Raw genomic sequence first — 12,459 nt, 5'->3', positions numbered from 1 at the left:
GATCAGGCCATGACGGTTTATTGATCTAACGGAGATCTTTCCGCCGCCAGAGGAACGCCGCAGGTAAAGCCTACTCAGTCCGAGTCTAGGACAGACCAGGAGACTTCACAAAGGAATCGTACGCGTAGCCGCCGCAATAAAGCAGGTGCTCAACAAAATGAACTTCAAGCGTGTGCATTAATTGCATGCTTCGTCCTGAAAGAACTGGGACTCGCACAGAAACCAGATTGGTCGTTGCCACGGCGCAGCTTGATCCTCACTTCGCCCGTGACGGCGCGTGTGACCCATTGCTGCGCGTGTCCGCGCATCCGTGTGGAGATTGCTGGTCATGGCAATGCGGCGGCTTCAAGGCAGCGGCGGTTGATCGTCTTCCGGCTGCGTCGGCACCCGATTGCGAGGTGCAGCGGATATGGCTGGGCGTGCATCGCCTCGGCAGTATAAAGCTGCAGAAGTGAATGCGCCTCATCGGTGGACCTGCACGACAGCCAGTCTGCGTATTCCGTCGGGGGACGATCACGGACAGAGCGCTGTTCATCGCGCGGTTTGTGAAAGCCTCTCAGGAGCGGATTGACGGTAAGCATCGTAAGCGAGAGCGAGCCCGTCGGCTTCTTCTTCCACGATCAGGCATACGCGGTTCGGAAACCTGCTCCGCAACCGGACCTGCACCGGATAAAGCGTGATTGCGAGGATCAGCGCCCATACCATCAGATCCAGGAACGGGACAAAGATCCGAAAGCAGAACACTGACAGCGCCGCAATCAATCCGGCGCGGATCAGTACATCGAACAACTGTCGCGACAGTGCTCGTTCGGATGTCGGCGTTGTCAGTGTCTCGCCCGATAGCTGGAAAGCGTGCCGGCACCGGTTGACGGACTTCCCGAGCGAACAGGAAGCACTACGCAGATCCTGACACAATGGTCGCTGAAGCACAGCATAGGTAGTTCATATCTTCAGGCGTGAGACCTTGGTCCCTTGCAGCGACAGGTCGCCCATCAGGCCGGCGTTCGTAAGCACCATCGCCGTGACGGGTGCAGTTGCCGAAGCGGTATCGATCGCCTTGCTGGCGCCAGTTTTCATGACCGTAACCGATGCATCGACACCCGCGGTCCATCCGTTCGAGTTGCGAAACTTGTCGAGTGCATCCGCAGTCATGAACATCATGATGAGCGCCTTCGACTGTGCGCCCGCAAGAAGACCAAACGATGCTGACGTCGTACTGTAGTAGCCGACTGTCGTGCCGTTGACGCGTAAGGCACCGTCGCCGTGCTGTCCTCCGACGATCAGACCCGCCTCGATTATCGAGGGAAAAACAAGTACACCTTTAGCCCGGTCGGCTAGTTCACGCGAACCCTGCACACTCGAGTAGAGTCGGGTGAGCGTCTGGTCGACGCCTGTGTCGATGGACTGGCGCTTCGCCATGTCCGTCGTGTCACCGCTGGTCGAACATGCTGCAAGGGTGATGCCTCCCACCGTCAATGCGGCTGTTGCGCAGATAAAGCTTCTTCTTTGCATCGTGCCCTCCACCAGGGTTGGTTATTGATCTCCTGTCCACCATCGGGCAAGGAGAAAAGCAGCGCGGCATCCGATGAACAACGTAGAGAATAGGTGATTCTCAAGCCGGACGTAAGGACAACCCGGTGTTCGAGTGATCCTGTGTTGATGAACAGCACACACGTGATGACATCATGGTTGCGGGCAAATGCTTCCCCGTCTTGCTGCGAGTTCGAATCGCGATGGCAGCCCGGTAACCGTCGCGCAGGTCGTCGTCCCGGGAATTGCGACGGCTACTGGCTGTGACACCCGCGGGATAGTGGCAAGTCAATCGCTCGTCCGGCATGCCGCTGGACCGCGAGAACCCGACATGTCATAGGCAGGCGCTGACGTCGCCTGTCGCATCGCTGCTGGCGCCGCCCGAGGCACGGAATCCCACCCACGTGCCCGAGCCCTGATAGTTTGGACGTACGACGGCGGCCGCTCCATTGGGCGGCTGCTGGCCGGGGACATACACGTCCATCGCCATGTTGTTGGCCAGCGTGGTTTGCGACACGACCTGCTGCTGCGACCGGTCAGCCCATTTTTGGGCAATACAATGGCCGACGGCATTCGGCTGCTGCTGGCTGGTTCCCACGGACTGCACCCCGGCCGGGGGTTGCGCGGCGCACGCGGAGAGGGCCGCAGCCATGGCTATACTCGATAAGTATTTCACGTTAACTCCTTCTGGAAATTTCTCTCGAAGAAAGCCGGTTGACAAAGTCAGTCGACCGTGTCGGGTCGGTTCGCTGGCGCGCTCACTCCATGCGTGGCGGTCTCACGATTCAGCATTCGCCGCACTCTGCAGAAGCCTGCTTGCGACGGTTCGGATTCCGGCTTGATAACGGATGTGTCGTCCCGAACCGCAAGTCAGGCAGGGCATCATTTCCGGCTCCGCGATGGCCGACACGCGAAGCAAGGGACGCATTGAGCTCGTCGGCCCCGTTCACACAGTCTTTCTGAATGCGGCGATTGCCGACCGACCTGCAATGTACGATAGGCGAGGAGTTGATACAGATCAACCGGCAAGCAAACCGGACAATCGCGCCTGGCGACCAGATCAGTAAACCGCAGCGCGATTTATGTCACGCGCCGCAATATTGCGCCAGTGGGGTTCCGTGCGGCGAGGCAGTCATCTCTATAGGCACGGGCATACGTCGGGCTAACGCAAAATGAAGTCCGGCTGTTGCCTTGCGGGGTCCACCATTCTGCAAACGTTGTGTCGTGCAATGGCATCAAGTGTCCGCTTTGCCAGGCAAATTGGCTTCCACCCGCACGGGTCTTGCGAAAGCTTCTCAAAGCGCTGACGATATAGGTTGAACCACATGTTCGGGGCTTTCTTCGCGATCAGATTCTCGGTGGTTCAAGCATGGGCGGCACGCTGACGGGTTAGCGTGAATTCCACTGACGCCTGATGCCGCGCATCGTGGGTTCTGCGCGATTCCGAGAGCGCGTCCAGGCGCACCAGCAGCGCACGCACTTGCGGTTCGAAAACTGGAGGCAGCCCCGTCGCTAGTTCCTCGATCCGTGCACGCCAGTAAGTCGGCGATATCACTGAAGTTGTTGGCCCGCACAGGTCCTTCGGAGCCATGCGCTCCAGCTGCGAGATCATCCGCCCGATATGCGCGAGCTCCTGCGCGACATGAACGTATGCGCTCATGGTGTTTTTTGCCAGCCAGTGCAGTTCGCAGTCCGCCAGTTAACAATGGCTCCGATGGATCCTTTAGCTATAGCACTGCAGCTTCCAAAAGGGGCCATCGATCCGTCGAGTCCAGATGGCCGTACCCATTGGAGATGCCATGTGTCGAATGCATCACGGGCGTAATGGCGGCGTAAGGGCGTCTTCCGGCTTTGCCGCGTACTTTCGCGCCCGGTACTGCGTGGGCGACATTCCAGTGCGCGCTTTGAAAATCCGGCCAAGTCTGTTCCCATCTCCCATACCGCAACACCGTGCGATCTTGTCGATCGGCAACTCAGTGTCTTCGAGCATTGAGCACACCGCCTCGAATCGAGTACGCAGCAGATATTCGAGGGGCGTGATGCCAAATTCGACCTTAAAGCGCCGCTGGTAATTGCGCTTGCTCATCGCCGCGTATTGCGCGGCGTTCGCAACGGATATGGGTCCGCTGTAGTTGTTCCTCATCCAGCACGCAGATTTGCATATTTTCTGCCTGGTCGGGCATGAAAGTCGGTGAGTTCGTACTGGTCGAGCCTTTGCGTGCCAAACGAAAGACTGAAGGAGACGTCGACGGTACCGCCGCCTGACGACAACAAGGACAGCTCGTACCACGATGATCGACTGTCCGCTTGCGTCAGTTCGTTCGCGAGCCGAAAGGCATCTGCAACGGCGCCCACGATCGCCATCGAACAGTCCTGCGAGATGACAAGGCCAATACGTTTTCGGGGCTTAAGATCTTCGATCGTTTGGTGGGTGAGCGACGCGGCCGAATGAGTAACCGATAGAGTCATTAGATCTCCAAAATGAATATCTATTCCCCTATGCAGAAAGGTTAGCTTACGGCGAAGGCGACGGCCAGGGTTGTCGGAATCTTCTGGAAAGATGGCGGAATTGTCACCATGAGTGTAATTATTGCCGGGTGGAAGATTTCGGATGCAGGGATATTGCACTAACCGTGAATTTTCTCCAATTTTCCGGACAAACGGTCTGCCGCAGAAAGAGGCGTCCATCGGGCTCTCAAGCAGACACAGCAAGGCGCGAACGGATTTGTATACGAATCGTCATGAGTCCGCCACATTAGCGCGCAACCAATCTCTAATATCTTCTATTCCATCCCAGTACCATTGTGTTACAGCTTTTGCAAATTGTAACAACTGGTCCGGCCGAAATAACACTAAAGCGTTTCTGGCGATATGAGCCATTAGCAGGTAATCGCCGTGTCCTGTTCTTCGGGCACAGCGCAGTCGCTCGCGAAGCTCTGGACGTGGCGGGAATTACACGAGTTGTGCCTGGCGTTGTTGCTGGAGTCGGAATCGGCATGGTCATGGACCGAAGCGTCAGCAACCGGTTGAGCCTGAACTGCCGCTCGACGGAGCTACCCGGAAATGACAGCTCTCCAGGACAGGCGACATTCACATTGTATTGACGCAGCGTTAGCGGTCGAATGGCATCGAGTCAACCGCGGCTTTCCAGATTAATAGCGGTGCCGAGCGGAAAAGGTCGCGCCCGTATCGTGTGAATGGAGAACCGCGACACGCGCCGTGGCGGAAAAGACCCAGTCATTGACTGTCAATGACAGCCTTCGCTGCGGTTGTGCACCGAGCGTTAGAGTCGTGTTCGGTAACTGGACGATGGAGAGTTGGGGCGCCGTCGACGGACCCAGGTGTAGAAGATTCGATGCCTGTTGCGGCGCCAGGTCCCGAGGTGGTGCGGTTTTCCAGGTGCCGGGTTGCAAGTCGTGCGTTAGCGGCGCGCTATAGAAGTCCTTGATTTGCGCGTAATACGGCTCTAACTGATTCGACCGGGATTCCATTTCGTATCGCTGCAAATAGCGTTGCGGTTCCGGAATGGGCGGAACAAGCTCCATGGGCAAAGGCGCGATGTTCGCAACCGTCATCGCTTCGCGCGAGTCGATGACAAAACCGTCTGCGTACGCATAACCGCTGAGCAGAAAAAATAGCGCAACGAGAATCCTTTCGTTCAGGCACGTCATGGGCATGCCTCCAATGAAGGAATTGAAACGTTACATTGCTGACGGCTATTTCCGGATAGCCCGCTTTTTCAGCTTCGCTTGCAACCATTCATTGTAGTCGGTCGTTCGCGTCTGACTACCTCCATGTGGGAAGGCTCCGGCCCGACGCTAGTGGCTATTGAGAGGTCCATGATGCCGTTGCTTGTGTTGGCGAATCAGGCAATCCGCCTCGTTCTCCAGCGGGAGCCCAATCCCTGATCTCCTGACACGCAAACATCAGTCCCCTGCGCACGCCCATGCGCGCCTTCCCCAAGACGCAGGACAGCTATCTGAGCATCGTACGCGAGTTCTCCCGGTTTCCCGGGCTCGCGCCTGACACCAATCACCGTCGAGGATCTGCAGCGCTGCGAGCTGCATCCGGTTGATCACGGAACATCGCCGGACGACGGTGCCCGCCAGCGCATCGCCGCTTTGCTGGAGCGATGCATCGGGGCTCAACGTGTAGGAGTTCGTGCGCGGCAACTTGCAGCCGCTCAGTGAGCCCGCCGCGATGGCAAGCGGGACCAGGGCGGCGGCGTGACGGATTCCATGGACGGCCTTACTTCGAGTCCCCCGCTTTGCCGCGCACCAGCGCTTCCGGATGCCGCTGCAGATAGTCGGACAGCGCCCGGAACGAGGCGGCCGTGCGGGCCAGTTCGCGCACTGCGTCGCTGGTGTCCTGCTGCAATGCCGAGTCCGGCTGCAACGCTGTGTTCGCGGAGTCGAGCGTCGCTTGCGCCGCCGACAACGCGCTCTTCGCCTGCGGCACCACCTGCGTATTGAGGTTGCGCATGAGCAGCGCGCTATTGGCGAGCGTCTGTTGTGCGTTGTTGCCGATCTGTTCGAGCGGCAGCTTGTCGATGCGCGCGATGATCCGGTTCATCGCCTCCTGCAGCGATTGCATTCCGCTTGGCGTGGTGGGCAGCTCAGGCGGCGTGCGGCTCCAGTCGATGTGCGCTTTCGGCGCATTCGGGAAGAACTCGAGTGCGACATACAGTTGCCCCGTAATCAGACTGCCCGTTTTGAGCTGACCGCGCAGACCACGATCGACGAGGAAATCGGCCATCGCCCGGGGGTTGTCGCTCAGGCGGCCGCCCTTTAGCGCCGCTGCATAACGTGACGTGAAGCGCTCGGGATAGAACTTGATTTCGACGGGAATGCTGATCTGCTTCGTGTCGGGATCAAAGCGTGTGTAGATCGCCGAAACCTCGCCGACCGTGATGCCGCGAAAATCGACTGGCGCGCCCACGACCAGTCCGCGCACCGAGCCAGGGAAAACGAGTACGTACGTCTCGACCACCCGGTCGTGCAGCTTCATCGCGTCGTCACGCGTGTTGAACAGCGGGAAGATTGCATTTACCTGTGCCTCGGGCTGGTTCAGCGATGCCGCGGGCGTTTCGAACGCAAGGCCGCCAACGAGTATCGACACCACCGACTGCGTGTTGATCTGCACGCCTCCGGTGCCGAGCGTCACATCGATGCCGCCCGCCTGCCAGAAACGCGAGTCACCGTTCACATAGCGGTCGTAGGGCGCATTGATGAAGATGTGCAGCGTGACGCCGCCGCCGTCCTTGTCGAGATCGAATGACGTGACCTGTCCGACCTGCAGGCGCCTGAAGTAGATCGGGGTGCCGACGGCGACTGAGCCCAGGTCCGCCGCCTTCAGCACGAACTTGCGGCCCGGCACGTCACTCGCAATCACCGGGGGGACTTCCAGGCCGGTATAATCGCGCCGCTCCGCTTTCGCGTGTCCGATGTCCATACCGATGTAGGCGCCCGACAGCAGTGTGCTGATGCCCGAGACCGTGCCGCCCGCGATGCGCGGCCTCACAACCCAGAAGCGCGTGTCGTCGATGAGCATGTTGCTTGCGTCGCGCGTGAGTTCGGCCGTGGCGATCACGCGCTTGTAGTCTTTCGACAGCGCGACTTTCTTGACGACGCCGATGTCGACGTCCTTGAATTTGATCTTGGTCTTGCCCGCTTCGAGACCCTCGCCCGTCTTGAAGCTGATCGTGATGGTCGGGCCATGCGACAGCACCGCCTGCACTGCGAGCCAAATGCCAACCAGCACCGCGACAGTGGGCACGAGCCAGATCCACTGGATGCGCCAGCGCTTGCGCGGCGCGGTGACGGCGTTCGGTAGCTCGGGTGGGCGACTCATTCCGCTTGCCCTCACATTTCGACCAGCCGCAGACGGAACGACATTGCAAATGGCATGATCCGCGCCATATGCCCGAGATCAGCGGAAGAGGTCTCGTCGCTCATTTCACAAAAACGCCATGAGCGTCTCCCCTTTGACGTCGCCGGTGCCTGTAGCGGCGTACACGTACCCAACGACACGAACGTTTGCTCGCGACAGCCGAGGGGGTGGCTGGGAATGCGCTCGACAGCATCAGTATCCGGCAACGCCACCTTCAAAAGCCATTGGACTTTGGTCCAATAGCGAATACCGAACTCGTGCATTACGCTAGTCCTGAGGGCCGGAGGCCTCACCATGGAGAACATATCATGCTCAAACGTCTGATATTGATGCTCACCATCCTGCTGATGTTGCCTGTTTCTGCTGCTCGGGCCGACGAATATACGGACACACTCAACCTGTTCAGGAACGCGGGAGAAAGCGGCAGTCTTCTGCATAGTGCCTATGGGTACGCTGTGTTTCCGAAGATTGGCAAGGGAGGGGTCGGTATAGGCGGTGCCCATGGCAAGGGCCGCGTCTATGAGAAAGGGAAATATATCGGCGATACGTCGATGACTCAGGTCACCGTGGGCTTGCAACTAGGCGGCCAAGTGTACAGTGAACTCATTCTGTTCGAGGATGAACAAGCCCTCAAGGAATTCACCAATGGCAACTTTGAATTCGGCGCAGATGCCAATGCGATCGCGATCACTGCGGCGGCTGGCGCAAAGACAGGCACGACGGGCACGTCGACTAACGTGAGTGGTGGCAAGAAAGACGCCAAAACGACGGGTGCTTATCGAAAAGGCATGGCCATATTTACAGTGGCCAAGGGTGGGCTGATGTACGAAGCAAGCGTCGGCGGCCAGAAGTTCTCTTACACGCCTCGTTGATTTTCGCCAAGTATTTACGTACGCCGTTGGAAGTCCGAGACTTGTGCGAAAGAGAGGCGCACGAGGCTGTATCAGGTTGGTGGACGGGCGGGGTAGGCGTTTCGTATGTGACCACGACGCCGCATTCGAGCAACAACTCTTCGATGTCGCGCAGGATCAGGCTGAACCAGAAATACCAGCGAAACGCGCAACTGATGACGACGGCAGGGAAGCGATGGCCGTGATAAAGCAATTTCGTCTGGTTGATCGCTTCATCGATTCCGTTGCTGGTATGACGAGTTCGGTGCTGAGTTCGCCAGGTGCGCCAAGGCGGTGCGGCGCAAGGCGGACAAGCGCTTCTTTCGAACGAGTGCTGCGATCAAACCCGGTGCCGCGAAAGAGAGGTGAATTGAACTCGGTAACGTCACCGCGAATCGCGACGAAAGGACCGTAAATACCTTGCTGGGAGAGGAAGTTTTGCGGAATCAACCGCACATTTTCCGGGGTGGCAGCGCGTCGTACTCGTCGACGGCCTTCGCGAGTGGAAGTTGCTGGAAAAGCCAGTGACGGCACCGGGACCACAGCTCCGTCAGACGGGGTCATTGCCAATCCAAAAGCGTGCTTTAACTGAGCGAGTGCAGGGATATCAGCCTTCGCTGCAGAATAACTGTGCAGTTGATCCGTAACGACGATCTGCTGTCATGGCCGGCGTCAGGAGGGAAACATGGGACATTCCGCAGCACGCCAGGCCGACTACATGGGCGTGTCCCGCCCGCACCGGCCACCCCCGGCGCTCGCAATTGCTGCACTCTGCGTCGTCTATGGCGACATAGGCACGAGCGCCCTTTACACGCTATCGACTGTGTTCGACTCAAGTAACGGGCTGCCGCTTAACGCATTCAATATCGTCGGCATAGTCTTTCATTGATCCTCTGGTCACCGACGGTGCTCGTCTCGCTCGAGTACGTGGCGCCGTTTGACGAACACCTCAGCCCGCATCGAGTTTCTTTGCGGCGAGAAAGTAGATGCTGACCATCAGCGTCCATAGCGGAAACAGCATCACTATCCACAACCAGCCCCAGATGACGAGCAGAAGCGTCAGGCTGCACGCATATCCGATGGACGCAATCCAGCGCGGGAAAATTGCCGTGCGCCGGGCAATGACGCAGGCTGACGCCATGAAGACGCCCGCCATCTTGATGGCGAATATGTTCATAAACGCGTAAGACACTTCCCGCGCGAAAAAGTAGACTTCGCTGCTGATCCGGACAGCGGATCGCGCACTGGATGAACTCACGAGCGCTCCGGCAACAGCCGCCGACGCGAACAGGCTTGCCACGAAAAGTAGTCCGCTCCCCAGCAACACTGTTCCGAAGAAACGGTCTTCCAGTGCGCCGATCCTGTCCCGCAGCACGCCGAGTAGCCATAGGAACGCCACGCCCGCAAAGGGTATGAGGTGAAGGGCAAGTGAGACGGCACGGCCAACACCGTGCTCTACGGGAACCCGCTCTGTAGCGACATCCGGGACCGCAAGGCGCATGATCACGAGACTGATGAGCATCAACAACGAAAAGGCGAGCCCGGCGACCGCCGCTGTCCGTGGTGCGGCAGGCGGGGGTGCTGCAGCGAGCCGGTTCATTGCGGACTGGACCTCTTCAACTCGGTGACGGTTTGACAGGTGACGCTGAGGTAGCAAGCGCTATCGCGTTCACAAGGCAGTCAATGCCTCTACTCATCGACACGTCACTATCTGTACATACGTTTCATGCGCGCCGGCTATGTCGACTCAAAGGGTAGCGCCGGAATGATTACGAGAATTGACGCAAGTCAACACCAAAATCGGGTTGCGCATGGAAGCACGCCTTTCGGTTGCGGATCCTCCAGATCGAGAAGGAAATGGACAAGCTGCACCGCGAACCCAGAGGTGGGGCCCCGGCCACGCGCGATCCTGGGATTTCCCTATTTAAGGGGCGGACGCGAAATTTCATTTTGCTGACGGTCGTCCCCGCTGTCGACCAGCGTGGATGCTTTAGCGTCTTACTTACTCCGCTCCCGTGCAGGGTCGTTGCTGCCTTCCACCGCGCGGTTATGGGTCCAAAGTCCAATACGCGGCCTGCAACGGATTTCATATGCTAGTGACAGAGGGCGTCGCCCACACAGTGGCGTCAGGCATGTGGGCTGGCGTACTTCGATCGGATTGAAGAACAGGCCGCCGGAAGACATCGCGGCGGTTTACAACCGGAGCGAGCAATGAATGTAATCAAGCCACTGACCCTGGCCGGCGGTACGTTGATCGTTGCCATTTCCATCAATGCCTGGTCGCAAACCAGCGAACCGGTTACGCCGTCAACCGAAAGTCCGCACGCCACCAAGCAGGCCAATCGCACGCTCAGCAAGAACGTGCGTCACACGCTCTCGAAGGGCGGTGTCAAGACTTCGGGAATCAACGTGATCGCAAAGGGCGGTGCAGTGGTGCTTGAGGGATCGGTTCCTGACCCGGCGCAAATCGATAAGGCGGGCGAGCTTGCAAAGGGTGTACAGGGCGTTACGTCCGTGAAAAATTCACTGACAGTCAAGGAGGTAGGGCAATAAATAGACCTCATTTCGGCGCGCCGGCTTTCGTGCTTGCGCATGCAAAGCGCGATCCGAATGCACCGGCTTGCCGGTAGTGTCCCGTATTTGAAGCTGGCGGACATTGTATTGATGTATTGATGTATTGATGTATTGACGGGCTAGCACTTCGCGCTCGTCGGTGGTTGCCACCGACAAACACAAGGACGACCCTTTGGTGGTGCAAGGCGCGGATGACGAGCCATCACGACGAGATACGTGGGCCCGGGTGACAGGACGTATTGTGTGTTCTTGTCGCCCCTGGCGGACGGCGTGTTGAGCGCGAGAGGGTGTGTCGGCTGCGTCGAATCGATATCAGGACTTCCTGGCATCGGACCGGCAGCACGCGTGAGCACATCGGCCGGGCGTCTGAAACGGCCAACCCTACGCAGGGCACCGCTTCGTCTGGTGGCCGGCTCTGTCGATAGAAGGTCCGCTGTGAGCACAAGCGGGGCGTTTTTCGCAAATCCGTCACGTCGCTCAGTGAATCTCCCGTCGGATGCATCAGCGAGGTGCGCACATGACAAGGCTTCAGCGTCTCATCGTATGCGTTCTAGCCGGTGTGTTGACCGCGTGCGCCAGCCTGCCGCCGCAGAGCAACCGGCCACGAACTCTTGCCCTTCAAAACACGGAGTCCACACGACTCGGCAACCTCCTGGCGCCCGAAGAGCAGAATCATCCAGGCAGCAGCGCGTTTCACCTGCTGCCGGACCCCACCGACGCGATTGTCGCCCGCATTGTGCTCACCGAAACGGCCGAGCGCTCGCTTGATCTGCAGTACTACATCTGGCACGGCGACCTGACAGGCCGTGAACTGGCTGCAGCGGCGCTTAAAGCAACTGACCGCGGAGTACGCGTTCGTATCCTGCTTGACGACCTTGGCACCAATGCAGATGACCAGGCTCTGCTCACGCTCAGCTCGCACCCGAATGTGAAGGTGTGGTTATTCAACCCGGTCGCGAATCGCCACTTCAAGTCAGTCGCTGCTGCGCTGGAATTTTCCCGGGTCGATCGGCGCATGCACAACAAGGCACTGATGGCGGACAACGAGGCCGCCATTCTTGGTGGTCGAAATATCGGCGATGAATACTTTGGTGCATCGAGTGTCGTTACGTTTGGGGACCTCGATGTTCTGGTGCACGGTCCGATTGTCAGGAAGGTCTCCGACGCCTTCGACGAGTTCTGGAATTCTGGATCGAGTTACTCAATCGAACAACTGATGGGACATCCGGCGGATCCGACCGCGTTAGCCGCCTACCGCGTGAAGCTGGACGAATACATCAGATCGGAACATGACTCTCCCTACGTTGTGCAAGCCAGACAGCGGTTGACCACGGTCCTGGAAACGGGCCACACCGACTTTTCGTGGGGAAATGCCACGCTTCTGTACGACGATCCGTCCAAGATCACTCGCGCTCCGAGCGACCCCCAAGGCCACCTTGAGATTGACCCGCGAAAACGGACACCTATCCTTTTGATCAGGAGGTGTCGAAATGGGCAGACATCGTACCCCATACCCTGTGGAATTCCGGGCCCACATGGTCGAGCTGGTGAAGGCCGGAAGAACGCCTGAGGAGCT

At 58.6% G+C, this 12,459-nt stretch carries 11 protein-coding genes and 4 pseudogenes; 4 read left to right on the top strand and 11 right to left on the bottom strand.

The features are described from left to right. Window positions 1-618: 618 nt before the first annotated feature. The 9 genes and pseudogenes from J8I87_RS29840 to J8I87_RS29805 all read right to left on the bottom strand — a co-directional run. Window positions 619-828 (bottom strand): annotated as a pseudogene (locus tag J8I87_RS29840) (AI-2E family transporter); the annotation flags it as partial. A 114-nt stretch (window positions 829-942) separates the two neighbouring features. Next, window positions 943-1,512 (bottom strand): YSC84-related protein, encoded by a 570-nt coding sequence (locus tag J8I87_RS29835; RefSeq protein ID WP_209935754.1) that lies wholly within the window; start codon window positions 1,510-1,512, stop codon window positions 943-945. 352 nt (window positions 1,513-1,864) lie between these two features. Next, window positions 1,865-2,206 (bottom strand): hypothetical protein, encoded by a 342-nt coding sequence (locus tag J8I87_RS29830; RefSeq protein WP_209935752.1) that lies wholly within the window; start codon window positions 2,204-2,206, stop codon window positions 1,865-1,867. Window positions 2,207-2,893: 687 nt separating this feature from the next. Next, window positions 2,894-3,190, bottom strand: a complete 297-nt coding sequence (locus J8I87_RS29825; protein ID WP_209935751.1) for a hypothetical protein — start codon at window positions 3,188-3,190, stop codon at window positions 2,894-2,896. Between the two features lie 153 nt (window positions 3,191-3,343). Beyond that, window positions 3,344-3,673, bottom strand: a complete 330-nt coding sequence (locus J8I87_RS45075; RefSeq protein WP_245254255.1) for a helix-turn-helix domain-containing protein — start codon at window positions 3,671-3,673, stop codon at window positions 3,344-3,346. Further along, the gene (locus J8I87_RS45070) at window positions 3,670-3,999 is read right to left on the bottom strand and encodes a hypothetical protein (RefSeq protein WP_245254254.1); all 330 of its coding nucleotides are present in this window, start codon (window positions 3,997-3,999) and stop codon (window positions 3,670-3,672) included. The genes J8I87_RS45075 and J8I87_RS45070 overlap by 4 nt, the downstream gene beginning before the upstream one ends. A gap of 683 nt (window positions 4,000-4,682) precedes the next feature. Further along, window positions 4,683-5,201 (bottom strand): hypothetical protein, encoded by a 519-nt coding sequence (locus J8I87_RS29815; RefSeq protein WP_209935750.1) that lies wholly within the window; start codon window positions 5,199-5,201, stop codon window positions 4,683-4,685. 577 nt (window positions 5,202-5,778) lie between these two features. Further along, entirely contained in the window at window positions 5,779-7,380 is a 1,602-nt protein-coding gene (locus tag J8I87_RS29810) for an intermembrane transport protein PqiB (RefSeq protein WP_209935749.1), read from the bottom strand. A gap of 11 nt (window positions 7,381-7,391) precedes the next feature. Further along, entirely contained in the window at window positions 7,392-7,682 is a 291-nt protein-coding gene (locus tag J8I87_RS29805) for a hypothetical protein (protein ID WP_209935748.1), read from the bottom strand. A gap of 45 nt (window positions 7,683-7,727) precedes the next feature. On the opposite strand from J8I87_RS29805, the gene J8I87_RS29800 reads away from it, so the two are divergent. Continuing rightward, complete coding sequence (locus tag J8I87_RS29800; RefSeq protein WP_209935746.1) at window positions 7,728-8,291, top strand: YSC84-related protein; 564 nt, start codon at window positions 7,728-7,730, stop codon at window positions 8,289-8,291. Window positions 8,292-8,388: 97 nt separating this feature from the next. Here J8I87_RS29800 and J8I87_RS45065 read toward each other — a convergent pair. Beyond that, window positions 8,389-8,538 (bottom strand): annotated as a pseudogene (locus J8I87_RS45065) (IS6 family transposase); the annotation flags it as partial. A 489-nt stretch (window positions 8,539-9,027) separates the two neighbouring features. Between J8I87_RS45065 and J8I87_RS29790 the strand changes: the two are divergent. Further along, window positions 9,028-9,239 (top strand): annotated as a pseudogene (locus J8I87_RS29790) (KUP/HAK/KT family potassium transporter); the annotation flags it as partial. 19 nt (window positions 9,240-9,258) lie between these two features. Here the strand turns inward: J8I87_RS29790 and J8I87_RS29785 are convergent. Continuing rightward, a complete protein-coding gene (locus J8I87_RS29785; protein WP_209935744.1) occupies window positions 9,259-9,909 on the bottom strand; it encodes a hypothetical protein in 651 nt (216 codons plus the stop codon). 611 nt (window positions 9,910-10,520) lie between these two features. On the opposite strand from J8I87_RS29785, the gene J8I87_RS29780 reads away from it, so the two are divergent. Together J8I87_RS29780 and J8I87_RS29775 are read left to right on the top strand one after the other, a co-directional pair. Beyond that, window positions 10,521-10,862, top strand: a complete 342-nt coding sequence (locus J8I87_RS29780) for a BON domain-containing protein (protein WP_209935743.1) — start codon at window positions 10,521-10,523, stop codon at window positions 10,860-10,862. 538 nt (window positions 10,863-11,400) lie between these two features. After that, window positions 11,401-12,321 (top strand): annotated as a pseudogene (locus J8I87_RS29775) (phospholipase D-like domain-containing protein); the annotation flags it as partial. Window positions 12,322-12,459: the final 138 nt, after the last annotated feature.

This window comes from Paraburkholderia sp. LEh10 (genome assembly GCF_017814945.1).
Lineage (GTDB): Bacteria > Pseudomonadota > Gammaproteobacteria > Burkholderiales > Burkholderiaceae > Paraburkholderia.
This window is presented reverse-complemented; position numbering and strand designations above follow the sequence as displayed.